Annotated in this window: 22 protein-coding genes and 1 pseudogene; 13 read left to right on the top strand and 10 right to left on the bottom strand. The window is 69.4% G+C overall.

Features of this window, described 5'->3' with window-relative positions:
- Window positions 1–57 precede the first annotated feature (57 nt).
- The 11 genes and pseudogenes from ACFVJQ_RS21855 to ACFVJQ_RS21805 all read left to right on the top strand — a co-directional run bounded on the left by ACFVJQ_RS21855 (window position 58) and on the right by ACFVJQ_RS21805 (window position 15240).
- A complete protein-coding gene (locus ACFVJQ_RS21855; RefSeq protein WP_385510383.1) occupies window positions 58–1578 on the top strand; it encodes a bifunctional folylpolyglutamate synthase/dihydrofolate synthase in 1521 nt (506 codons plus the stop codon).
- A gap of 5 nt (window positions 1579–1583) precedes the next feature.
- A complete protein-coding gene (locus ACFVJQ_RS21850; RefSeq protein ID WP_385510384.1) occupies window positions 1584–1937 on the top strand; it encodes a DUF4233 domain-containing protein in 354 nt (117 codons plus the stop codon).
- A gap of 69 nt (window positions 1938–2006) precedes the next feature.
- Window positions 2007–2420, top strand: a complete 414-nt coding sequence (ndk, locus tag ACFVJQ_RS21845) for a nucleoside-diphosphate kinase (protein ID WP_129802331.1) — start codon at window positions 2007–2009, stop codon at window positions 2418–2420.
- A gap of 324 nt (window positions 2421–2744) precedes the next feature.
- Complete coding sequence (locus ACFVJQ_RS21840; protein ID WP_046734341.1) at window positions 2745–3764, top strand: rod shape-determining protein; 1020 nt, start codon at window positions 2745–2747, stop codon at window positions 3762–3764.
- 165 nt (window positions 3765–3929) lie between these two features.
- Window positions 3930–4892, top strand: a complete 963-nt coding sequence (gene mreC, locus ACFVJQ_RS21835; protein WP_385510385.1) for a rod shape-determining protein MreC — start codon at window positions 3930–3932, stop codon at window positions 4890–4892.
- Between the two features lie 14 nt (window positions 4893–4906).
- The gene (gene mreD / locus ACFVJQ_RS21830; protein ID WP_385510386.1) at window positions 4907–5584 is read left to right on the top strand and encodes a rod shape-determining protein MreD; all 678 of its coding nucleotides are present in this window, start codon (window positions 4907–4909) and stop codon (window positions 5582–5584) included.
- 82 nt (window positions 5585–5666) lie between these two features.
- Window positions 5667–7922 carry a penicillin-binding protein 2 gene (gene mrdA, locus ACFVJQ_RS21825; protein WP_385785977.1) on the top strand — a complete coding sequence of 752 codons (2256 nt, stop codon included), beginning with the start codon at window positions 5667–5669 and terminating at the stop codon, window positions 7920–7922.
- On the top strand, window positions 7919–9118 hold the full coding sequence (gene rodA / locus ACFVJQ_RS21820; protein ID WP_385510389.1) for a rod shape-determining protein RodA: 1200 nt from the start codon (window positions 7919–7921) through the stop codon (window positions 9116–9118). Before mrdA ends, rodA begins: the two co-directional genes overlap by 4 nt.
- Window positions 9119–9184: 66 nt before the next feature.
- The gene (locus ACFVJQ_RS21815; RefSeq protein ID WP_385785974.1) at window positions 9185–10687 is read left to right on the top strand and encodes a CHAD domain-containing protein; all 1503 of its coding nucleotides are present in this window, start codon (window positions 9185–9187) and stop codon (window positions 10685–10687) included.
- A gap of 69 nt (window positions 10688–10756) precedes the next feature.
- Window positions 10757–12712, top strand: a complete 1956-nt coding sequence (locus tag ACFVJQ_RS21810) for a TIGR03960 family B12-binding radical SAM protein (RefSeq protein WP_385785971.1) — start codon at window positions 10757–10759, stop codon at window positions 12710–12712.
- Window positions 12713–13183: 471 nt separating this feature from the next.
- Window positions 13184–15240 (top strand): annotated as a pseudogene (locus ACFVJQ_RS21805) (restriction endonuclease).
- Window positions 15241–15354: 114 nt separating this feature from the next.
- Here ACFVJQ_RS21805 and ACFVJQ_RS21800 read toward each other — a convergent pair.
- The 10 genes from ACFVJQ_RS21800 to ACFVJQ_RS21755 are packed head-to-tail and all read right to left on the bottom strand — an operon-like array spanning window position 15355 to window position 20774.
- Entirely contained in the window at window positions 15355–15762 is a 408-nt protein-coding gene (locus ACFVJQ_RS21800) for a gas vesicle protein K (protein WP_385785968.1), read from the bottom strand.
- Window positions 15746–16003, bottom strand: a complete 258-nt coding sequence (locus ACFVJQ_RS21795) for a gas vesicle protein (protein ID WP_385260864.1) — start codon at window positions 16001–16003, stop codon at window positions 15746–15748. Before ACFVJQ_RS21795 ends, ACFVJQ_RS21800 begins: the two co-directional genes overlap by 17 nt.
- Window positions 16000–16809, bottom strand: coding sequence for a GvpL/GvpF family gas vesicle protein (locus ACFVJQ_RS21790; RefSeq protein WP_385785965.1), 810 nt, complete (start codon window positions 16807–16809; stop codon window positions 16000–16002). Before ACFVJQ_RS21790 ends, ACFVJQ_RS21795 begins: the two co-directional genes overlap by 4 nt.
- A 4-nt stretch (window positions 16810–16813) precedes the next feature.
- Complete coding sequence (locus ACFVJQ_RS21785; RefSeq protein WP_385785962.1) at window positions 16814–17290, bottom strand: gas vesicle protein; 477 nt, start codon at window positions 17288–17290, stop codon at window positions 16814–16816.
- Window positions 17291–17333: 43 nt separating this feature from the next.
- On the bottom strand, window positions 17334–18440 hold the full coding sequence (locus ACFVJQ_RS21780) for an SRPBCC family protein (RefSeq protein WP_385785959.1): 1107 nt from the start codon (window positions 18438–18440) through the stop codon (window positions 17334–17336).
- Window positions 18433–18918 (bottom strand): hypothetical protein, encoded by a 486-nt coding sequence (locus ACFVJQ_RS21775; protein ID WP_385785956.1) that lies wholly within the window; start codon window positions 18916–18918, stop codon window positions 18433–18435. Before ACFVJQ_RS21775 ends, ACFVJQ_RS21780 begins: the two co-directional genes overlap by 8 nt.
- A gap of 37 nt (window positions 18919–18955) precedes the next feature.
- The gene (locus tag ACFVJQ_RS21770; protein ID WP_385785953.1) at window positions 18956–19213 is read right to left on the bottom strand and encodes a gas vesicle protein GvpG; all 258 of its coding nucleotides are present in this window, start codon (window positions 19211–19213) and stop codon (window positions 18956–18958) included.
- 41 nt (window positions 19214–19254) lie between these two features.
- The gene (locus tag ACFVJQ_RS21765; protein WP_385513813.1) at window positions 19255–19968 is read right to left on the bottom strand and encodes a GvpL/GvpF family gas vesicle protein; all 714 of its coding nucleotides are present in this window, start codon (window positions 19966–19968) and stop codon (window positions 19255–19257) included.
- 3 nt (window positions 19969–19971) lie between these two features.
- Window positions 19972–20448 (bottom strand): gas vesicle structural protein GvpA, encoded by a 477-nt coding sequence (locus ACFVJQ_RS21760; RefSeq protein ID WP_385785950.1) that lies wholly within the window; start codon window positions 20446–20448, stop codon window positions 19972–19974.
- Between the two features lie 32 nt (window positions 20449–20480).
- Window positions 20481–20774, bottom strand: coding sequence for a gas vesicle protein (locus ACFVJQ_RS21755; protein ID WP_385785947.1), 294 nt, complete (start codon window positions 20772–20774; stop codon window positions 20481–20483).
- Window positions 20775–20924: 150 nt separating this feature from the next.
- Between ACFVJQ_RS21755 and ACFVJQ_RS21750 the strand changes: the two genes are divergently transcribed.
- Window positions 20925–22034, top strand: coding sequence for a hypothetical protein (locus ACFVJQ_RS21750; RefSeq protein WP_385785944.1), 1110 nt, complete (start codon window positions 20925–20927; stop codon window positions 22032–22034).
- Window positions 22035–22082: 48 nt separating this feature from the next.
- Entirely contained in the window at window positions 22083–22877 is a 795-nt protein-coding gene (locus ACFVJQ_RS21745; RefSeq protein ID WP_385513809.1) for a TIGR03936 family radical SAM-associated protein, read from the top strand.
- Window positions 22878–23084: the final 207 nt, after the last annotated feature.

Raw genomic sequence — 23084 nt, 5'->3', positions numbered from 1 at the left:
GCAGCGGCACGACCGCCCGCAGGCACGTCGAGGCCCGGCCCTCCGTAGACTGGCTTCGTGAGCGAGCTCCCCCCGAACGACAGTCACGATCAGCCCGACCCCGTTGAGGCGTTTGACGAGATCATCGCCGCCGAGACCGAGCGTGACCCCGACCTCGCGGTGATCGAGGCCGGCAGCCGGACCCTGCGGACGCAGGGCGGTCCGCCGCAGGCCGATGTGCCGGGGCGGCCCGAGGATCCCGAGGTCGACAAGGCGCTGCGGGAGGTCGAGGCGGAGCTTGCGACGCGGTGGGGCGAGACCAAGCTGGAGCCGTCCGTCGCGCGGATCTCCGCGCTGATGGATGTGCTCGGGGAGCCGCAGCGGTCGTACCCTTCGATCCACATCACCGGCACCAACGGCAAGACCTCCACCGCCCGCATGATCGAGGCCCTGCTGGGCGCTTTCGAGCTGCGTACCGGGCGGTACACGTCCCCGCACGTGCAGTCCGTCACCGAGCGGATCAGCCTCGACGGGGCGCCGGTCTCCGCCGAGCGGTTCATCGAGACGTACCACGACATCAAGCCGTACATCGAGATGGTCGACGCCCAGCAGGAGTTCCGGCTGTCCTTCTTCGAGGTGCTGACCGGCATGGCGTACGCCGCCTTCGCCGACGCGCCCGTCGATGTCGCTGTCGTCGAAGTGGGCATGGGCGGCTCCTGGGACGCCACCAACGTGATCGACGGGGACGTCGCCGTCGTCACCCCCATCGACCTCGACCACACCGACCGGCTCGGTGCCACGCCCGGTGAGATCGCCGCTGAGAAGGCCGGGATCGTGAAGCCCGGCTCGACCGTGATCATGGCGCAGCAGCCGGTGGACGCGGCGCAGGTGCTGCTGAAGAAGGCCGTCGAGGTCGATGCGACCGTGGCGCGGGAGGGGCTCGAGTTCGGGGTGGTGGACCGGCAGGTCGCCGTCGGCGGGCAGCTCGTCACCCTGCGCGGGCTCGGCGGTGAGTACACCGAGGTGTATCTGCCGCTGCACGGCGCCCACCAGGCGCACAACGCCGCCGTCGCGCTCGCCGCCGTCGAGGCCTTCTTCGGGGTGGGCGCCCAGCGGGCCGAGCCCCTCGACATCGACACGGTGCGCAAGGCGTTCGCGGCCGTCGCCTCGCCGGGGCGGCTGGAGGTCGTACGGCGGTCGCCGACCGTCGTGCTGGACGCCGCGCACAATCCGGCGGGGGCCCGCGCGGCCGCCACGGCGATCGGGGAGGCCTTCCAGTTCAGCCGGCTCATCGGGGTCGTGGGCGCAAGCGGCGACAAGAACGCACGCGGGCTGCTGGAGGCCTTCGAGCCGGTCTTCGCCGAGGTCGTCGTCACACAGAACTCCAGCCATCGCGCGATGGACGCCGACGAGCTGGCCGCGATCGCCGTCGAGGTGTTCGGCGAGGAGCGCGTCCAGGTCGAGCCGCGGCTGCCGGACGCGCTGGAGGCCGCGATCACCCTGGCCGAGGAGGAGGGCGAGTTCGCGGGCGGCGGCGTGCTCGTGACCGGCTCCGTCATCACCGTCGGTGAGGCCCGACTGCTCCTGGGGAGGGGCTGACTCTCGTGCGTACGCTCTGTGCTTCGACCCTGATCGGCGAGTTCTTCGTCATCGGCTTCGCCGGGTTGGTCGCGATGAAGGACCCCGACCTGTCGATGTCGACGGTCTGGACGGTCAGCGGCATCGCGATGTTCCTGTGTCTGCTGCTGTGCGGTCTGGTCACCCGGCCGGGCGGCGTGGCCCTCGGCTGGGCCCTGCAGATCGGTCTGATCGCCTCCGGTTTCGTCGTCCCGACCATGTTCTTCATGGGTGCGATGTTCGCCGCGCTGTGGTGGGCGTCGGTGCACTACGGCAGGAAGATCGACGAGGCCAAGGCACGATTCGCGGCCCAGGCCGGCTCATCGGCTGACGCTGCGTAACAGGCGCCGGGACCAGCCCTGTAGCCTCATCTCCACCCCGCACACCTTTTCCTTCGAAGGAGCCCCGTCGTGACCCAGCGGACCCTCGTCCTGCTCAAGCCCGACGCCGTCCGTCGCGGCCTGACCGGCGAGATCATCAGCCGTATCGAGCGCAAGGCCGGCTGGCAGATCACCGCGCTGGAGCTGCGCACCCTGGACCAGGAGACGCTGGAGCAGCACTACGGCGAGCACAAGGGCAAGCCCTTCTACGAGCCGCTGGTGGAGTTCATGGCCTCGGGCCCGGTCGTGGCGATGATCGTCGAGGGCGAGCGGGTCATCGAGGGCCTGCGCGCGCTGGCCGGTCCGACCGACCCGATCGCCGCGGCGCCCGGTTCCATCCGCGGTGACTACGGCGTGATCGTCCGTGAGAACCTCATCCACGCCTCCGACTCCGAGGAGTCCGCCGAACGCGAGGTGAAGATCTTCTTCCCCGGCCGCGCCTGACCGGTCGCCGTAGAAGCGGAACGAATTCACCGAGGGCCCTTCTGAGGGGCCGTCACCTTTCCCAGCCGCCTGACCTGGGACGGCCGCGCATTCCCGGCCGTCCCCCGGCATACACGTGCCGATCGGGGGAACGAGTGCCCCCGATGGCCCGTCTCCACAAGCGAGGCGACACGCCATCTGCCGACAATGGCGAAGACCCTCGCGCAGTGGGCGGGGAGGCGCGTCTACGATGGAAGCCTTCACGTCACAGCAACCCACTTCGCCGACCTGAAAAGCCCTCAAAAGCTCCGTGGGAAGGCCAGACGAATCCTGATGGGGAACTCAATGTCGTTCATCGGCCGTGACATGGCTGTCGACCTCGGGACCGCCAACACGCTGGTGTACGTCAGGGGTCGCGGGATCGTACTCAACGAGCCGTCCGTCGTCGCGATCAACACCAACACCGGTGGCATCCTCGCGGTCGGTGCCGAAGCCAAGAAGATGATCGGGCGCACGCCGGGCAACATCGTTGCCGTACGTCCACTGAAGGACGGCGTGATCGCCGACTTCGAGATCACCGAGCGGATGCTCCGCTACTTCATCCTGAAGATCCACAAGCGGCGGTATCTGGCTCGTCCGCGGGTCGTCGTCTGTGTGCCCTCGGGCATCACGGGCGTCGAGCGCCGTGCCGTCATCGAGGCGTCGTCCCAGGCCGGCGCCCGCCAGGTGCACATCATCGAGGAGCCCATGGCCGCCGCCATCGGCTCCGGCCTGCCGGTCCACGAGGCCACGGGCAACATGGTGGTGGACATCGGCGGCGGCACCACGGAGGTCGCGGTCATCTCCCTCGGCGGCATCGTCACCGCCCAGTCCATCCGCGTCGCGGGCGACGAGCTGGACAACGCGATCATCCAGCACATCAAGAAGGAGTACTCGCTCCTGCTGGGTGAGCGCACGGCCGAGCAGATCAAGATCACGATCGGTTCGGCGTACGAACTCGACTCCGACGAGCACACCGAAATCCGCGGCCGGGACCTCGTCTCCGGACTGCCCAAGACCGTCGTCATCTCGGCCGCCGAAGTACGCAAGGCGATCGAGGAGCCCGTCAACGCGATTGTGGACGCGGTGAAGACGACGCTCGACAAGTGTCCGCCGGAGCTGTCCGGCGACATCATGGACCGCGGAATCGTGCTGACCGGCGGCGGTGCCCTGCTGCGCGGCCTGGACGAGCGGTTGCGCCGCGAGACCGGTATGCCGATCCACATCGCCGAGGACCCGCTGGACAGCGTGGCGCTCGGTTCCGGCAAGTGCGTCGAGGAGTTCGAGGCGCTCCAGCAGGTACTGGACGCCCAGCCGCGCAGATGACGTAACTCTTCGACTCCGCCGTACGAGATGATTCCCCCTCGTACGGCGGATCGTTGATATAGAGGCATAAGCTGCCACAAAACAGCCCGCCGGGTTTCCCTGGGGATTCCTTTCGGGCTCACCCGATTTCCCGGATTCCTATGAGGAAGGGCACGGCCGCCGCACGTGAGGGACACACGAGAGAGCCGGCTGCTCCTGGTGCTGCTGATCGCCATTGCGTTCGCACTGATCACGGTGGACATCCGCGGCGGGGAGGACTCACCGGTCGACGGTGCCCGACAGGCCGCGGCCACGGTCTTCGGCCCGATCGAGAACGGGGTGTCCTCCGCGGTCGACCCGGTGGGCAACGCGATCGCCGCGATCCGTGACTCCGGCGAGCGGCACGACCGGCTCGCCGAGTTGGAGCGGGAGAACGCGGCCCTCAAGGCCAGACTCGGCAGCGACGACCGCAATCGCAGCCGGCTGCAGCAGCTCGACAAGATGCTGAAGGTCGCCGGCGCCGGCCAGTACGGCATCAAGGGCGCCGAAGTCATCGCCATAGGAGCCGCGCAGGGCTTCTCCTGGACCATCACCGTCGACGTCGGCGCGAACGACGGCATCCAGCGCGACATGACCGTCCTCAACGGCGACGGCCTGGTCGGCCGGGTCACCACCGTCGGCCCGAACACCGCGACCGTCCTGCTCGCCAGCGACCCCGACTTCACCGTCGGCACGCGGATGGAGGGCAGCGACGAGCTCGGCTTCGCCTCCGGGCAGGGCGATCGCCCGCTGCGCGTCGAACTCCTCAACGGCAAGGCCCGGATCAAGAAGGGCGACCGCCTGGTCACCTTCGGCTCGCAGGCCGACAAGCCGTTCGTGCCCGGGGTGCCCGTGGGCGTCGTCTCCCGCGTCGACCCCTCCGGCGGCGGTCTGACCCGCACCCTGTACGTCACGCCGTACGTCAGCTTCACCAAGCTCGACGTCGTCGGCGTCGTCGTCCAGGCCCCCGAGAAGGACCCGCGCGACACGGTGCTCCCGGCCAAGCCCAGGCCCACGCCGACGCCCACCGTGACGGTGACGGTGACCCCGGGCGCGGAAACCTCGGAGGAGCCCACCGACGGGCAGTCCCAGCAAGAGCAAGACCAGTAGGGGGAGCTGAACTCATGCGCTTCAACAGGATCCTGCTCTCCTCCACCCTGGTCGTCGTCGCCCTGGTGCTCCAGGTGAGCGTCCTCGCCCGCCTCCATCTGCCGGGCGCCGTCCCCGACCTGATGCTGCTCACCGTGCTGGGCCTCGCCCTGGTCTACGGCCATGTCGGCGGCGCCCTCATCGGCTTCGGCGCCGGGCTCCTCGCCGATCTGGCCCCGCCCGCCGACCATGCCGCCGGCCGCTATGCGCTGGTGCTGTGCGTCATCGGCTATCTGGCCGGCCTGGTGAAGCCGGAGAACGGCCAGGTGAAGTCGGCCACCGCACCGATGGCGGTCGTGGTCGCCGCAGCGATCGGCAGCACGCTGCTGTACGCCGGGGTGGGCGCCCTCGTCGGCGACACCGCCGCCCGCCATGTCGGCCTGCCGAGCCTGCTGTTCACGGCCGCCCTGTACGACCTGCTGCTCGCCCCCTTCGTCGTCCCCGGCGTCATGGCGCTGGCCCGGCGCGCCGAGAACGACCCGCTGGAGTCCGGCTCGGCGTCCAAGGCGACCGACATCTCCTCCGGCTGGCTCTCCTCCGGCACCGGCCTGCGCATCGGCAGCCAACGCGGCGGACTCGGCGGCCTCAAGGTGAAGGCGGCCCGCTCGCGGATGGCTCGGGCCGGACGCATCAAGGGGGTCAAGCGGCTGTGAACGCAGGGGAGTTGGCGACCGCCGGGGCTCACAGCTTCGTCGTATATCACTCGTACACACACGGAGAGGGGGAGCAGCCGCAGTGACCAACATCCCCGAGACCGGCCGGACCCCACGGGTCCAGACCCGGCTCATCGTCATCCAGGTTCTCGTCCTCTCCCTCCTCGCCACGCTCGGCGGCCGCCTGTGGTACCTCCAGATCCGCGAGGGCGAGGCCTACGCCAAGGAGGCGTCCGGCAACCACGTCCAGCAGGTCGTCCAGCCCGCCGTACGCGGCTCGATCCTGGACGCGCGCGGCGTGCCGCTCGCCGACAACGAGACCCGGCTCGTGGTCTCCGCCTCCCGTACCGAACTGCTGAAGATGAAGGACGACGGCGAGGGCGTCCTCACCAAACTGGCCGGAGTGCTGGGCATGCAGCCCAAGGAGGTCATGGAGAAGGTGCGGCTGTGCGACGCGCAGACGCCGCAGCCGTGCTGGAACGGCTCGCCGTACCAGCCGATCCCCATCACCGACGAGGCCACCCCGCGCCAGGCCCTGCAGATCCGTGAACGCGCCGAGGACTTCCCCGGCATCACCGCCGAACCGCAGGCCGTACGCCGCTACCCGAGCCCCGGCGCGGCCAACACCGCCCAGGTCCTCGGCTACCTCTCCCCGGTCACCGACGACGAGATCCAGCAGTCCGAGGACACCGACTCGCCGTATCTGCGCTCCGACCAGGTCGGCCGGTCCGGCCTGGAGCGGCAGTACGACAAGGAGTTGCGCGGCAAGGCCGGTGTCACCCGCTACGAGGTCGACAACCTCGGCCGGGTCATCGGGCAGGCCGAGTCCGACGCCGCCGAGCCCGGCTCCAACCTGGTCACCAGCATCGACGCACGCGTGCAGCGGGTCGCCGAGTACGAGCTGAACGAGGCGATGAAGGCCGCCCGCAAGGAGTGGGACCGCAACACCAACGAGCGGTACAAGGCCGACTCCGGCGCCGTCGTGGTGATGGAGGCGAAGACCGGCCGGATCGTCGCCATGGCCTCCAACCCGACGTACGACCCCAACGCCTGGGTCGGCGGCATCTCCGCCAAGGACTACGCGAGCCTCACCGGGAAGAAGTCCAACTACCCGCTGCTCAACCGGGCCATACAGGGTCAGGCCGCGCCCGGCTCGATCTTCAAGGTGGTCTCCACCGCGGCCGCCGTCCAGGCCGGCTACGCCTTCGACGGCCGCTACAACTGCTCCAGCGCGTACTCGGTCGGCGGCCAGGTCTTCAAGAACTTCGAGTCCCAGAACCACGGCCCGATCGACCTCGGCCGCGCCCTCGAGGTCTCCTGCGACACCGTCTACTACCAGCTCGCGCACAGCGAGTGGAAGAAGGACGGCGGCATCAACCCCAAGGGCAAGCCGAAGGACTGGTTCTACAAGGCCGCCCACCAGTTCGGCCTCGGCAAGGAGACCGGTATCGACCTGCCCAACGAGGTCACCGGCCGGGTCCCCGACCGCCAGTGGAAGCAGCAGTACTGGGAGGCCAACAAGGACGCCTGGTGCAAGACGGGCAAGAAGGACGGCGACTACGTCGAGCAGATCGCCTACGAGAACTGCCTCGAGGGCAACAAGATGCGCGCCGGTGACGAGATCAACTACTCGATCGGCCAGGGCGACACCCTGGTGACGCCGATTCAGATGGCCACGATCTACGCGGCCATCGCCAACGGCGGCACCCTGTACGACCCGACCGTCGGCAAGGCCGTCGTCAGCGCCGACGGCAAGCAGGTCTCGGAGATCGAGCCCGAGTCGCACGGCAGGCTGCCGGTCACCCGGCAGACGCTGGCGCAGATGGACAAGGCTCTCGAGGGCGTCGCCACCCGCGGTACCGCCGCCTGGCGGTTCGCCGATGTCGGCTGGCCGCAGGACAAGATCCCGATGCACGCCAAGACCGGCACTGCCGAGGTCTACGGCAAGCAGACGACCTCGTGGTTCGCGACGTACACCGACGACTACTCGATCGTCATGACCATCTCCCAGGGTGGTACGGGTTCCGGCGCCTCGGGCCCGGCCGTGCGCAACATCTACGACGCGCTGTACGGCGTCTCCGACGACGGCACCATCAACAAGAAGAACGCCCTGCTGCCCACCCCGCAGAAGGCCCTCCCGAAGATTCATGCGGACGGTTCGATCACCGCGCCCAAGATCTCCAAGGACCCGGCGAAGGAACAGCAGGCCAGCCAGAAGGCGCCCGAGGACGCGGACGGTGAGGTGCAGACCGCGGCGACCGTGCAGACGCCGACCACGGGCAATCGCGACACGCGCAGGCGGCAGGGCCGCAGGGGACGCCGGAGGATGCTCACATGACGGGCGCGAACAGCTTCCACGTCTCCGGATACGGGCCCGAACGGGCCGGCTGGACACGGCTGTTCGCCCGTGACTCGCTGGCCCGGCGGCTCGACTGGACGATACTGCTCGCCGCGATCGCGCTGTCGCTGATCGGCTCGGTTCTGGTGTACTCGGCGACCCGCAACCGCACCGAGATCAACCAGGGCGACCCGTACTACTTCCTGATCCGGCACCTGCTGAACACCGGCATTGGCTTCGCGCTGATGATCGGCACGGTCTGGCTCGGCCACCGGACACTGCGTACCGCCGTGCCGATCCTGTACGGGGCGTCGGTCTTCCTGGTGCTGCTGGTGCTCACTCCGCTGGGCACCACGGTCAACGGCGCCCACTCATGGATCCAGATCGGCGGCGGCTTCTCGCTCCAGCCGTCGGAGTTCGTGAAGGTCACGATCATCCTCGGCATGGCGATGCTGCTGGCGACCCGGGTGGACGCGGGCGACCGGCAGCACCCCGACCACCGCACGGTCGTCCAGGCACTGGGCCTGGCCACCGTGCCGATGCTGATCGTGATGCTGATGCCCGACCTCGGATCGGTCATGGTCATGGCCGTGATCGTGCTCGGTGTCCTGCTCGCGTCCGGAGCATCCAACCGGTGGGTGTTCGGGCTGCTGGGGGCGGGCACGATCGGTGCGATCGCCGTCTGGCAGCTGCACATCCTCGACGACTACCAGATCAACCGCTTCGCGGCCTTCGCCAACCCGGACCTCGACCCCGCGGGCGTCGGCTACAACACCAACCAGGCGCGCATCGCGATCGGTTCGGGCGGGCTGACCGGGTCGGGCCTGTTCCAGGGCTCGCAGACGACCGGACAGTTCGTGCCGGAACAGCAGACCGACTTCGTCTTCACCGTCGCGGGCGAGGAACTGGGCTTCCTCGGCGGCGGACTCATCATCCTGCTGCTCGGCGTGGTGCTGTGGCGGGCATGCCGGATCGCCCTCGACTCCACCGAGTTGTACGGCACCATCGTCGCCGCCGGGATCGTGGCCTGGTTCGCCTTCCAGTCCTTCGAGAACATCGGCATGACGCTCGGCATCATGCCGGTGACCGGTCTGCCCCTGCCGTTCGTGTCGTACGGCGGTTCGTCGATGTTCGCGGTGTGGGTGGCGGTGGGACTGCTGCAGTCGATCCGGGTGCAACGCCCGCTGTCCGCGTGACGTTTCTCCCGTATTAACCCGGGGCTTGCCCTGCCGTCAGACCTCGACTCCCACTAGATTCAGGTCATGGCGGATACGAAGCGTGAGATCGAGCGCAAGTACGAGTCCGACGACAGCGGGCTGCCCGACCTGACCGGTGTCGCCGGGGTGGCGGCCGTCATCGACAAGGGCCTCGCCGAACTGGACGCCACCTACTACGACACCGCCGACCAGCGCCTGGCCGCGTCCTCGATCACCCTGCGCCGCCGCACCGGCGGCTCGGACGCCGGCTGGCATCTGAAGTTCCCCGTCGCGGCCGATGTACGGGACGAGATCCGGGCGCCGCTCTCCGACCAGGTGCCCTCCGCCCTGGCCGGGCTCGTCCGCTCCCGGGTACGCGACGCAGAGCTGGAACCGCTGGTGCGGTTGCGGTCGGCCCGGGACGTACGCCATCTCGTGGACGCCGACGGACGACTGCTCGCCGAGGTCAGCGTGGACGCCGTACGAGCCGATCGGCTCACCGCACGCGGCGGCGCAGCGGAGTGGACCGAGATCGAGGTCGAGCTCGCCGACGGGGGTGACCCGGCGTTCCTCGACAAGGTCGACAAGCGGCTCCGCAAGGCCGGCGTGCGCCCCTCCCGGTCGGCGTCGAAGCTGGCCCGGGCCCTGGAGGAGACCGGCGGGAAGAAGAAGCGCCGGACGCCGGACCGCACCGAGCCCGTCACCGCCGGTGACCATGTCCTGGCGTACCTGCGGGCCCAGCGGGACGCCGTCGTCGAGCTCGATCCGGCCGTACGCCGGGACGTGGAGGACTCGGTGCACCGCATGCGGGTCGCCACCCGGCGGATGCGCAGCACTTTCAGGACGTACCGGAAAGTCCTCGACCGTGCCGTCACCGACCCCGTCGGCGAGGAACTGAAGTGGCTCGCGGGCGAGCTGGGCGCCGGCCGGGACCAGGAAGTGCTCGCCGAGCGGCTCACCGCCATCCTCGGGGAACTGCCACCCGCCCTGGTCACCGCACCGGTGCGCGAGCGGCTGCACAGCTGGTCGCAGTCCCGGAGCGGAGACTCCCGGCGGCGGATCATCGACGTCCTCGACGGCCCCCGGTACCTGGCGCTGCTGGCCGCGCTGGACGCCCTGATCACCGACCCGCCGCTGCGCAAGGGGGCGGCCGGAAAGCCGTCGAAGGTGGTCGCCGACGCCATGCACGAGGCCTTCGACGCGGTGTCGGGGCTGGTCGAGCAGGGCCTCGCCACACCTCCCGGGCACGATCGCGACCTGGCGCTGCACGAGGCCCGCAAGAAGGCCAAGCGGGCCCGGTACGCGGCGGAGGCGGCGGCCCCCGCACTCGGCCGGTCGGCGTCCCTGCTGGTCTCGTCCATGAAGGAGCTGCAGGGCCTGCTCGGGGAGCACCAGGACAGCGTGATGAGCCGGGAGGCCCTCAAGGAGCTCGCCGACCAGGCACACGCCGCGGGGGAGAGCTCGTTCACGTACGGCGTGCTGTACGGCAGGGAGGAGCAGCGGGCCACGGCGGTGGAGGAGGAGCTGCCGGGGGCGTGGGAGCGGATGAGAGGCGGGGCGGGGATCTGAGCGTACGGGCGAGGGGCCCGGCCGCGTTACGCTTGATGGTCACCCCTGTCAGCTCACGAAAGTCCCACGATGTCTGTCGAGTCGGTTTTCCCGCAGCTCGAAGCCCTGCTCCCGCATGTGCAGAAGCCGATCCAGTACGTCGGTGGAGAGCTCAACTCCACTGTCAAGGACTGGGACGCCTGTGATGTCCGCTGGGCGCTCATGTACCCGGACGCGTACGAGGTCGGTCTGCCCAACCAGGGCGTCATGATCCTTTACGAGGTCCTCAACGAGCGCGAGGGCGTCCTCGCCGAGCGGACCTACAGCGTGTGGCCGGACCTCGAGGCGCTGATGCGTGAGCACGGCGTCCCGCAGTTCACCGTGGACAGCCACCGGCCGGTGAAGGCCTTCGACGTGCTCGGCATCAGCTTCTCCACGGAGCTGGGCTACACGAACATGCTCACCGCCCTGGACCTCGCCGGCATCCCGCTGGAGGCGAAGGACCGCACCGTCGACGACCCGATCGTCATGGCCGGCGGCCATGCGGCCTTCAACCCCGAGCCGATCGCCGACTTCATCGACTGCGCGGTCATCGGCGACGGCGAGCAGGCCGTCCTGGAGGTCACCGAGCTCGTCCGCGCCTGGAAGGCCGAGGGCCGCCCCGGCGGCCGCGAGGAGCTGCTGTTCCGGCTGGCGAAGACCGGCGGGGTGTACGTCCCCGGCTTCTACGACGTCGAGTACCTGCCCGACGGCCGCATCGCCCGCGTCGTACCGAACAGGTCGGGTGTGCCGTGGCGCGTGTCCAAGCACACGGTGATGGACCTCGACGAGTGGCCGTACCCCAAGCAGCCCCTCGTCCCGCTGGCCGAGACGGTCCACGAGCGCATGTCGGTGGAGATCTTCCGCGGCTGCACGCGTGGCTGCCGCTTCTGCCAGGCCGGCATGATCACCCGCCCGGTGCGCGAGCGCTCCATCACGGGCATCGGCGAGATGGTCGACAAGGGACTGAAGGCGACGGGCTTCGAGGAGGTCGGCCTGCTGTCCCTGTCGTCGGCGGACCACTCCGAGATCGGCGATATCGCGAAGGGCCTGGCGGACCGCTACGAGGAAGACAAGATCGGCCTGTCGCTGCCGTCCACCCGGGTGGACGCCTTCAACATCGACCTGGCGAACGAGCTCACGCGCAACGGCCGCCGCTCCGGCCTGACCTTCGCGCCGGAGGGCGGCTCGGAACGCATCCGCAAGGTCATCAACAAGATGGTCTCGGAAGAGGACCTCATCCGGACCGTCGCCACGGCGTACGGCAACGGCTGGCGCCAGGTGAAGCTGTACTTCATGTGCGGCCTGCCGACGGAGACCGACGAGGACGTGCTGCAGATCGCCGACATGGCGACGAAGGTGATTGCGAAGGGCCGCGAGGTCTCCCGCTCGAACGACATCCGCTGCACGGTGTCGATCGGCGGGTTCGTGCCGAAGCCCCACACCCCGTTCCAGTGGGCGCCGCAGCTGTCCGCGGAGGAGACCGACGCCCGCCTGGAGAAGCTCCGGGACAAGATCCGCGGCGACAAGAAGTACGGCCGCTCCATCGGCTTCCGCTACCACGACGGCAAGCCGGGCATCGTCGAGGGCCTGCTGTCGCGGGGTGACCGGCGGGTGGGCGCGATCATCCGCGCCGTCTACGACGACGGCGGCCGCTTCGACGGCTGGCGCGAGCACTTCTCCTACGACCGCTGGATGAACTGCGCGGAGAAGGCGCTGGCCCCCTTCGGCGTCGACGTCGACTGGTACACGACGCGCGAGCGCACCTACGAGGAGGTCCTGCCCTGGGACCACCTGGATTCGGGGCTGGACAAGGACTGGTTGTGGGAGGACTGGCAGGACGCCCTCGACGAGACAGAGGTCGAGGACTGCCGGTGGACGCCCTGCTTCGACTGTGGGGTGTGTCCGCAGATGGACACGGCCATACAAATCGGACCGACCGGGAAGAAGCTGCTGCCTCTGACGGTCAAGAACGCTGCGCCGGCGCCGAGCGGGCACGGGCACTGAGGTGAGCGACGCACTCGTTCGGGTGATGGATGCCCTGGCGGGGGCGAGTGAGGACGAGGTGGCGGCTGCGCTGGCTGCTGTCGGGGCGTCGAGTAGTCGGCAGCCGGTGACGCAGTACCGGGCCCGAACACCTCTGCCGGGTCCTGGAGGGACCGCGGACATCCACTCAGAGGTGGAGTGGATCTGAGCCCCCTGCGGTCCTGCTGAAGCCTCCTGGCGATCATTGGAGCCCCCTTCGATTCGGAGGGGGCTCAGTGGTGTCTGGTGCGCCCTGAGGGCACTGCACGGCGCGACCTCGCCTTCGCGCCGCTGGGGGCGGTGACCTGCCCGAACTGTCGATTCGGGTTGCCTGTGGCAAGTTGATATCCAGGACGGCGATTGCTGGATAAAGTCGTCTCGTTACTGCTGGTTGTGGGGGCAACCAGAGCTCCGTCGGCGGTGCCGACGTCCTGGGGAGGGGGCCTGTAGCGCATGAGTCGTCGCTCTGCCGGTTTTGTCGGCGTCTGGGCTGAGATGCAACGTCAGCAACAGCGCCAGATGGAAGCTGAGATCAGACAGCGTCGGGAGGAGGCGCGACAAGCGCAGGCCTATCAGCGCCTTGCTGCTCAGGGCCACCGCGACTACCGCCAGGCGGAGGCCAGGCGCCGTACGGAGGAGCTGGAAGCTCAGGTCGCGACCTTGCAGGGGGTGCTGGCCGCTGGTTGTCAGGCGCCAGCCTTCAGAGCGTCGTCCCTGATGCGCTCGGAAGAGATCGCGCCGTTCGATCCGGGTCCTCTCGCGTGGCCGGTGCGCATGCCGGATCCGAGCCAGTACCAAGCTCAGGGAGGCTGGACGGCGAACCGGCGCGCACAGGCACAGGCTGAGGCTCGGGCTCGTTTCGAGCGTGACTGGCAAGCCGCACAGGCTGCCGAAGCGCAGCGACAGCAGCAGTTGGCGGCCTTCCAGCGGGCCTACGAGCAGAGGGCTGAGACTCAGCGGTCGGAGGTGCGTCGGCACAACGCTGGCATCGCCGAGGTGACCGAGGGGGTCAGGCGGGGTGATCCTGACTCCGTAGTCGAGTACTTCTCGGCGGCTCTCTACGCGTCGACGGCGTGGCCCGAAGGGTTTCCGCGGCAGGTCTCGGCGGCGTACGACACTGCGGCGCGGCAGTTGGTGCTGGACTGGGAGATGCCCGGGTACGACGTTGTCCCGGAAGCGAAGTCAGTGAGGTACGTACCCTCCCAGGACCAGGACAAGGAAACGGCACGTCCTGTGAGCCAGCGCCGTGCGCTGTACCGAGAGGTGTTGGTGCAGAGCATGCTGCTGGTCCTGCACCAGCTCTTCGCAGCGGACGAATACGGCATCCTCGACTCGGTGGCCCTGAACGGCTTCGTGGACGCCCACGATCCAGCGACAGGCAGGCAAGCGCACATCTTTCTGGCGACCGTCATGGCGCCGCGGGCGGTGTTCACCGATCTCCACCTGGAACAGGTGGACGCTGTCAGCTGCTTGACGGGCGCATTGCGGGGGCAGCTTGCGAGCCGGCCTGACCAACTCACCGCTGTACGGCCGAGCCGGCAGCCCCAGGACGTCGGAAACCGTGTCATCACCCATGGCGGCGATGAGGAACCGGATCTGTATGACATGGATCCGATCACCTTTGAGTCCCTTGTTGCCGACCTGTTCCGTGCCATGGGCATGCAGGCCGTGACGACGCAGCGCTCGAATGACGGTGGCGTGGATGTCGACGCGTTGGACCCGACGCCCATCCGAGGCGGCAAGATCGTCGTACAGGTGAAGCGCTACCGCAGCACGGTGCCGCCCACGGCGGTGCGCGACTTGTACGGCACGGTCCAAGATGCCGGCGCCAACAAGGGCGTTCTGGTGACCACGTCAGGCTTCGGCCCTGGCTCGCATACGTTCGCTCGCGGCAAGCCCCTGGAGCTCATCTCGGGCAGCGAACTTGTCGACCTGTTGCACAGCACGGGCTTCGCGGACGCCTGGGAGAGGGCGGCCGAGGGGCCCCAGCGCAGCCGACGCCCTCTGATCCTGCAACTCCGCCCGATGACTACAACGTGTTGGGCATGAGATGGTCCGGCAACGTTGCATTGGATGTATGCGCGCTTGTCTGTCGCGGAAACCGAGTCCTCAGCGAAGACCACTTCATCTTCTTCAACAACGCGCAGACTCCGGACGGCTCGGTACGCGCAGTGCCGGCTTCGGCGCCGGACAAAGCGGCAATTCGTGTCTCATTCGACGCGCTGCCGGAAGGGGCTGATCGGTTCGTGCTGGTGGCGGCTGTTGATCCAGAGGTGAACCCGGAGGCCGACCTGTCCGGGTTCACGGATGCCTGCATCCGGTTGCTGGACCCGGCGATGACCGAACTCGGTCGGCTTGAGGTCTCCGACGGCCGCTCCCGTGAGACCGCGTTGGTGCTCGGCTCCTTCCGGCGCAGGCCAAGTGGCGACTGGGACTTCGTGCTCGGTGGGAAGGGCTACACCGGTGGTCTTGAGCAGCTCGTCCAGGATTACGGCATCGAAGTGGCGTAACGCCACTCGGCCCATGCGTAGTGCTCGCCATGCCCGCAGATGGACACGAGTATCCAGATCGGCCCGACGGGCAAGAAGCTGTTGCCGTTGAGTGTGGTCAACGGGCCGACCATGTCAGGGCGGTAGAAGCGGACCGAGTGGGCCCAGGTCGAGGTTGAGGTCCTCCATCGTGAGGTCGTAGCGGCGGCAGAGTTCCGTCATGCGGTCGTGGAGGATCATCAGGGTCAGCCCCAGTCGTTCCTCCTGCTCCTCGGTGAGGCCGCCCTGGTCGACGCGGTGCAGGGCCTGGCGTTCCATGAGCTGGCGGAGCAGCTCGACGATGGTGAGGACGAGCTTGACCAGGTCGCGTTCCACCGTCTCCGGATCGGTGCGGAGGCGGCGGGCGACCGAGGACCGGTGGTCCTGGTTGCCGAGGGGTGGCAGCTCGTCCGGCCGGGCGGGGAGGAGCGCGAAGGCGCGCTGCGCGGCGTCGACGACTTCCTCCAGGCGGTCGGCGTGCGGGCGGTCAGCGGGGTTCGTCATGCCGGTCGTCGCCTCCGACGAGGGTCGTTCCGGGGAGGGGCGCTTCTGGAACGAGGGCCTCCCACTGCTGCTCGTGCACGCCGACGATCACCGCGCGCAGCGAGATCCTGACCAGGTCGATGTCCGCGATCGACAGGACGATGTCGCCGGTGAGCACCGCACCGCCGCTCAGCAGCCGGTCGAGCAGGTCGATCAGGGCGACCTGGCGCTGGGCGAGCGGGGGATCCTCGTACGCGGTCACCGCTGTCGCGCTCCCTCCGGGGGCTGGGGTTCCGGCGCCTGGGCGAACGAGTACGGCACCCACGGGCCGGTGACCTCCACCCGTACGCCCGGGAATCCCTCGGCGGCCTGCAGGACCCGTTCACGGAACTCCTCGGCGAGACGGCGAGGAACGAGATAGGCGTCGTTGGCGACGTTCTCCCCGGTTCCGCCGGCCAGCCTGCCCTGCTGGGGCCGGTGCCGGACGTGTGCCACGGCGAGGTTCCAGACCTGGTCCTCGATGTGGCGGACGGCCTCGGCGGCGGACGACCAGGCGTCCTCGCGCGCGTGCTGCTGGTGCCGGCGTTGGCGCAGGTAGGCGCGGCCGGAGTCGGGTTCGTCGGCCGGGGTGGCCGCCTGCGGCCGAGCGGCTGTACGGGAGGCGTCGGCGTAGACCTTCACGCCCCACTCGACATGGCCGGCGAGCCGGTCCAGCAGCGCGGTGAAGGTCTTCTCCTGTTCGCCGAGCATCTCGCGGACCCGGGCGTCGTCGAGGTACACCGTCGCCAGGCGGAGCGGGAGCACCGTGGTGTGAGCGCCAAGGGTTTCGACGACGTGGTGGTGGGCCCGGGCCACGGTCTCCAGCCAGTCCAGGTCCTCCAGGTGAGCCTTGAGAGCGGCCTCGGAGAAGTCGGCCCCTGGGACCGGGCTGACCGCTGCCGCCACGTCGCCGTGGTGAACCAGCGTGACGGGCGCGTCCGCGACCCCGCGCACGCCGGGGAGTGCGTCCCGCTCCAGGGCAGCGACGGGCCGTACGACGGCGTACGCGTAGCTGAGCTGGTCGTCCATGGCGTCAACTCCGGCGGTCGTCGTCCTCTGCGGTTCTGCGGCTCCTGCGCCGCGGCTCCGCCGTGGTCTCCCGCTCCCGCTCACGCTCGCGGTCGTGTGAACGGCGGCGGCTGCCCGAACCGCCTTCGGGCAGCTCCGCCTGCGACTCAGCCACCTGCTTGCGCAGCTCCTTGATCTCGTCGCGCAGCCGGGCGTTCTGCTCCTCGAGGTCGCGCGTGCCGTCGGCGCGGGACGACAGGGCCGGGTCGCGCTCCCACCAGTCGATGCCGATCTCCTTGGCCTTGTCCACGGAGGCGACCAGCAGGCGGAGCCGGATGGTGAGCAGTTCGATGTCGAGCAGGTCGATCTTGATGTCGCCGACGATGACGATGCCCTTGTCGAGCACGCGCTCGAGTATGTCGGCAAGGTTCGCACCCTGTCCCTGGCCGTACGGCTGGAGCGTGCGCGCGGGGGAAGGGCCGGCGGAGTGGGGCTCGGTCACGGCGTCCTCGACCTCGTTCCTGAGAGTGGCTCGGCGCCTTCGGCTACCTGCGGCGCCGAGGGCTCTCATCGGCGGGTGCTTCTTCTTCGTCTTCTTCGTCGCGGTCTTCGGGCTCCTCGTTCTCCTCCTCTTCTTCCTCGTCCTCGTCCCGCTCGTCGTAACGGTCCTCGGGCTGCTCCTCGTACTCCTCCTCGTCCCGCTCGCCCTTCTCCTCGTCCCGCTCGCCCTTCTCCTTGTCCTCCTTGTCGCGGGGCCGCTCTTTCTCCTCCCCACGGGCCTCACGGCGCTCTTCCTCGGCCTCCTCCTCCGGGCCGCGGACCACCTCGCCCTCGCGGATCTCGCCGCGCCAGGCGCCCGTGGCCTTGCCGCGCATCATCACGAACTTGCGGAAGAGCTTCAGATCGAGCCGGGTACGGCGGCCCTGGGCCCGCAGCAGGCTCCCGGCCCTCTCGACGACGCCCTTGGGGAAGTACTCGAGGACCAGCAGCACCTTGGTGAGGTTCTCGGCCAGCGGATGGAAGGTGACCACGCCCCTGGTGGTTCCCTTGGCCGCCTCGGAGGTCCAGGCGATCCGCTCGTCGGGCACCTGCTCCGTGATCGTCCCGGTCCAGGTGCGGCTCGCCTTGCCGATCTTGACCTGCCACTGGGTCGTGGTGTCGTCCTGCTGCTCGACGTCGACCACGCCCTTGGTGAACCGGCCGAACTCCGTGAACTGCGTCCACTGGTCGTATGCCTCGCGCACCGGGACGCCGATGTCGATGTCCTCGATGATGGTGAGGCTCTTGGGCCCGCCGCCGGACGGCGGCCCGTGCTTCTTGCCGGCTCCGGCGACGTCCTTGACCTTCTCCGCCACGGTGTCCTTGGCGTGCGCGGCGGTCTCCTTGGCCTGGGACGCGACCTGCGCGCCGAGTTGCCCGCCGAGCTTCCTGCCGCCCTTGCCGACGGCATGGACGAGATTGCCGGGACCTATGTGGGCGGAGCCGAGTCGGCTCGCCGCCTCGCCCATCTTGTGTCCGACACCTGTCAGGGCGCGTTCCAGGCGGGCCTCGGCGTAGGACCCCAGCTCCTCCACCAACCGGTTCGCGCCCGGGTTCTTCAGCGTTCCGGTACCGGCCGACGAACCGCGTTCGGCCGTGCCGCCGTCAGCCATCGTCCGACCTCCTCGCTCGCTTGGTGCCGCGCGACTTCGCAGAGGACGTCCTGCCCTCTTCCCTGTCCCGCTCGTCGTCTTCGCGGGCCTCGCGCGGTTCTTCCTCGTCCCGCTCGTCGTCTTCGCGGGCCTCGCGCGGTTCTTCCTCGTCCCGCTCGACGGCCTCGCGCTCCTCGCGCGGTTCCCTCTCGTCCCGCTTTCCCTGGAGACCGAGCGTGCGTTCGTGCAGGGTGTCGGCGAGATGGTCGGCCTGGGCGTTCAGCACGGAGCTCGCCGCGGCCTTGCTCGCGCTCGTCAACTCGGTGCGGACCTGCCGGTTGAGGTTGCCGAGCACGGGGGTGAGGGCCTTGGCGAGGTCGCCGCCCTTGGCCCGCCTGGCGGCCATCGCCAGGGCGAGCCCCAGGGCGACCCTGGCCTTCCTCCTGCGGCCCAGCACATAGCCGCCGATCAGGGCAGTTCCGATCTTGGCGCTGTTCATGATGCCTTTCTCCTTGCCCCGTGACCGCCTTCCCCCGTCATGGCTGCTGGACTTGCCGGAGCTGGTACACCCTGATCTCCTCCAGCCGCTGCAACAGCTCCTGCTCGCGCTGTGCGAACTTCTCCTCGTCGATACGGCCCTCGGTCCGCGCCCGCTCCAGGTCGGCGAGCTCCGCTTGTACCGGGGCAGGGTCGTAGGCTTCCTGCTCGGCTGCGCGCACGACCTTGTCGAGCACCCAGCCCACGCCCCGCATGGGAGCGAGGGGAAGGGCCAGGATCTCGAAGACCAGTCCCACGGTGCCTCCTTGTGTCGTTCGGTTGTGCCCGCCGACTGCCGTCACGCGAAGCTGTAGGGGGGCAGCGGGCCGCCGATCCGGAGCTCGACTCCCTCGGGCAGCTGCTCGGACAGCTCCCGGCCGGCCTCCGCGAAGGCCTCGGACTTCTCGCGGTCCACGAGGAACGAGGCGTTGACGAAGTACTGCTCGGAGGGCGGCGACAGACTCTCCGCGTACACGAGCGGTCGCAGAGCGGCGACGATCTGCGCGGCGAGCGCCTCATGGCGGCTCTGCACCTCCTGGGCCACGAGCTGGCCGAGTTCCAGCCGCTGCTCGTAGCTTCCGCCGCCCTCGCGGGTCGCCTCGTTCAACTCGCGTACCCGCGGGGACTCTTCGACGATCTGCCGCAGCAACGCGTCCTCGTCCTGTACGCCCTTGACGTTGAACTCCACGCGGTCGGTGAGCACCGCCAGCCGCTGGGCGTATTGCTCGGCGCCCTGTTCCAGAACGGCGCGTACGGCGTCCTCGTCCTGGGCGACGAAGCCGAAGCTCAGCGGCAGCGAGACGCCGTCGGACCACAGCCGCTCCTGCACCGCGTGGTGTGCCTCGATGTCCCGGCGTGCGATCGACAGGTCGTCCGGGGCCTCACTGACGACGGCGCACAGCGAGTCGCCGTGCACCACCCGCAGCTCGGAGGGCGACTCGCCGACGCCCTCCAGGTCGTCGAGCCGCAGGGGGTGCGATGGCTTGGTGATGGCGTAGACGTACAGCGACATCGCTCACTCCTCGCGCTCCTTGGAGGAACGGCGTTCCGAGCCGCGCTCGATGGGCTCGCGCTCCCGCTCCCGCCGTTCCTCCTTGCCTCGCCGAGGTCGTTCTCCGCTTTCGATCTCGTCGTGGCGGCCCTTCTGAAGGGACTCCGTGAATGCTTCGACGGCTCCGCTCAGAGCGCCCTTGCTCTTGCCCTTGGCGCCGCCCTCGGTGACGCGCTCCATCACGTCGGGCAGCTGTGCGGGGGCTTTGCGGCCCGCTTCGAGGTCCAGCCGGTTGCACGCCTCGGCAAAGCGCAGGTACGTGTCGACGCTGGCCACGACGACGCGCGCGTCCACCTTGGCGATCTCGATGCCGACGAGGGACACCCGCACGAAGGCGTCGATCACCAGCCCGCGGTCCAGGACCAACTCCAGCACGTCGTACAGGTTTCCGGAGCCCTGGGTGGGGGCGGGTGCAGCGCCGCCGCCCGGTGTGATGGTCACGGTGTTCTCCCTTCGGGGAAGGGATGACCACGTCAGTGGTCGCCCCGGTCGAGCTGGGCGCGTGTGTAGCGGCGCCCGCGTTCATAACCCATCAGCTGGCCGGCCGGGTCCAGGACGACCTCGTAGCTGGCCATCACACTCGTGGTCTCCGGGATGCGCTCCAGCTCCACGACCTCGACCTCGGCCTCCCAGCCCTGGTCCGTCGGCTTCAGTGCCGAAACGGACTCCGGGGGCCGCCCGAGCAGCTCGGTGAGCTGCTCGGTCGCCTGCCGCATCGCCTCAGCGGCCGACACCCGCTCTGGCTGCTCACTGTCGTTCGTGATCATTCACCTTCTCGGGCATATCGCCACCAAACGTCTTCAAGTAACCCGTGTCTCCCGAAACATTCGTCTGTATCTCCTCGGCCGACAGAGATTTCAAGGGATCCGGATCGGGGCGAGGGGATCCGGATCGGAGGCTGTGGCGTCTACGACGGTATGGATCTGGAAAAGCCGTCGGCTCAGCAGGCGCCCGAGGGGTGTCTCGCCGTCGCGATCCGCATTTCGGTGCGGATCGTCGTGCTCGTGCTCGTCCTCCCGGTGCGGATGGTCTGGGACGCGCTGGCCGTCGCCGGGCGGTTCCTCGGCGACACGGTGTTCAGGCCGCTGGGGCGGGCGCTGCTGTGGCTCGGGCGGGCGGTGTTCGTCTGGCCGTTCGTCGCCCTGTGGCGGTACGTCGTCGTGCCGGCCGGCAGGGCGCTCGCCTGGCTGGGGAACGTGCTCGTCGTGGCGCCGTGCGTCTGGCTGTACCGGTACGTCCTGACGCCGGTCGGACACGGGATCGCGTGGGTGGCACGGGGGATCGGGGCCGGGCTGGCATGGGTGTACGCGCGCGTGCTGACGCCCGTCGGGCACGGGATCATGTGGCTGCTCAAGGGCATCGGAGCCGTGCTCGCCGCCCTCGGGATCGGGGTGTACACCGCCGTGGCGTGGCTCGTGCGGTACCTCGTCGTCGTTCCCGCGCGGTGGCTGTACGAGTGGGTCCTCACCCCCGTCGGGCGGGCGGTCGCCTGGTGCGCGAAGGGGCTCGTGTGGCTCCTGGGCGTGATCGTCACCGGGATCGGCGTGGCCCTGTACTGGACGGCACGGATCCTCCTCGTCCTGCCCGCGCTCGCGTTGTGGCGCTGGGTACTGGTGCCGGTCGGGCGGGTGCTCGCCGTCATCGGACGGGAGGTCGGGGCGGCGCTCGGGCACGCCTGGCGGGTCGCCGGGCACATCTCGCTCGCCGTCGGTCGGTTCCTGGGGACTCTCTTCCGGTGGATCTTCGTGGAGCCGGTGCGCTGGGTGTACCGCAGCGTGCTGACGCCCGTCGGGCACGTCGTACGGGACACGGTTCTGCGGCCCGCCGCCGAGGCCGCGCGCGCCGTGGGGCGGACGACGCAGCAGGCGCTGGCCTCGGCCCGGGCATCCGTACGGCAGGCGCGGGCCGACGTCCGGCGCATGCTGTTCGGCGAGCCCCGGCAGCGGGAGGCGGTGGCCCGACGGGAACCCGCGGCCGCCGGCACACGTACTCTTGGTAGCAGTACGACCGCACTCACTAAGGACTGAACGACACTGGGCAAGCGACAGCCCGAAGGCCCGCCGCCGGCACCCGCGGTGCAGCGCGTCCGACTGCGCTACACCAAGCGCGGCCGCCTCCGGTTCACCAGCCACCGTGACTTCCAGCGCGCCTTCGAGCGTGCGCTGCGCCGCGCCGAGGTGCCCATGGCGTACTCGGCGGGGTTCACCCCGCACCCGAAGGTGTCGTACGCCAATGCCGCACCCACCGGCACGGGCAGTGAGGCGGAGTACCTGGAGATCGCCCTCACCGAACCGCGCGATCCGGAGACCCTGCGCGCGCTCCTCGACGAGTCGCTGCCCGACGGGCTCGACATCGTCGAGGCGGTCGAGGCCCGCACCTCGGGGCTCGCCGACCGGCTGACGGCCTCCGTCTGGGAGCTGCAGCTGGACGGCGTGGACCCGGCCGACGCCGCCCGCGCGGTGGCCGCCTTCAACGCGGCCGAGACCGTCGAGGTCCAGCGGCTGACCAAGAACGGCGTCCGCACCTTCGACGCCCGCCCGGCCGTTGCGAGCCTGGACAGCGCGGCAAGCTCTGAAATGCACAGTTCGCCTGCTGATAGGCCGACGGACCAGCCCTGTGCGATACTGCGGCTGGTTGTTCGGCACGTGACGCCTGCCGTACGACCCGACGACGTCCTGTCCGGTCTCCGCGCCGTGGCCGACCTGGCGCCGCCGGTCCCCGCAGCGGTGACCAGGCTGGCGCAGGGGCTGTTCGATGAAGAGACCGGCACGGTGACCGACCCGCTCGCGCCCGACCGCGAGGCAGTCACGGCCGCCCCGGCCACCACTCCGGGAGCCGCCGATCCTGCCGCCGCGAAGGCGTCGGCGTAAGGAAGGTTCCGCGCAGGGACGCACGTCGTAGCGCCGCCCTCGTACTCGGGAGCCACCTGGGTCGGGCAGCGCACCGACCACAAGACTTTCGCCAGGCCGTACGCAACACGGCATACGGAACCGGCGAGACAGGACTACAGAGAGCTCCCGTGCGGCGCCCGCGCCCCGGACGGCGGCAGTCGCGCATCGCGCGAGCCGCGGACGTCA

This window comes from Streptomyces sp. NPDC127197 (assembly GCF_042672405.1).
GTDB lineage: Bacteria > Actinomycetota > Actinomycetes > Streptomycetales > Streptomycetaceae > Streptomyces > Streptomyces flavusporus.
This window is presented reverse-complemented; position numbering and strand designations above follow the sequence as displayed.

Coding starts and splice junctions, on each gene's coding strand:
- ACFVJQ_RS21840 (WP_046734341.1), top strand. CDS start 2,745: ATGTCGTTCATCGGCCGTGACATGGCTGTCGACCTCGGGACCGCCAAC.
- mreD (WP_385510386.1), top strand. CDS start 4,907: ATGCGCTTCAACAGGATCCTGCTCTCCTCCACCCTGGTCGTCGTCGCC.
- rodA (WP_385510389.1), top strand. CDS start 7,919: ATGACGGGCGCGAACAGCTTCCACGTCTCCGGATACGGGCCCGAACGG.
- ACFVJQ_RS21815 (WP_385785974.1), top strand. CDS start 9,185: ATGGCGGATACGAAGCGTGAGATCGAGCGCAAGTACGAGTCCGACGAC.
- ACFVJQ_RS21810 (WP_385785971.1), top strand. CDS start 10,757: ATGTCTGTCGAGTCGGTTTTCCCGCAGCTCGAAGCCCTGCTCCCGCAT.
- ACFVJQ_RS21800 (WP_385785968.1), bottom strand. CDS start 15,762: ATGACGAACCCCGCTGACCGCCCGCACGCCGACCGCCTGGAGGAAGTC.
- ACFVJQ_RS21790 (WP_385785965.1), bottom strand. CDS start 16,809: ATGGACGACCAGCTCAGCTACGCGTACGCCGTCGTACGGCCCGTCGCT.
- ACFVJQ_RS21780 (WP_385785959.1), bottom strand. CDS start 18,440: ATGGCTGACGGCGGCACGGCCGAACGCGGTTCGTCGGCCGGTACCGGA.
- ACFVJQ_RS21775 (WP_385785956.1), bottom strand. CDS start 18,918: ATGAACAGCGCCAAGATCGGAACTGCCCTGATCGGCGGCTATGTGCTG.
- ACFVJQ_RS21765 (WP_385513813.1), bottom strand. CDS start 19,968: ATGTCGCTGTACGTCTACGCCATCACCAAGCCATCGCACCCCCTGCGG.
- ACFVJQ_RS21755 (WP_385785947.1), bottom strand. CDS start 20,774: ATGATCACGAACGACAGTGAGCAGCCAGAGCGGGTGTCGGCCGCTGAG.
- ACFVJQ_RS21750 (WP_385785944.1), top strand. CDS start 20,925: ATGGATCTGGAAAAGCCGTCGGCTCAGCAGGCGCCCGAGGGGTGTCTC.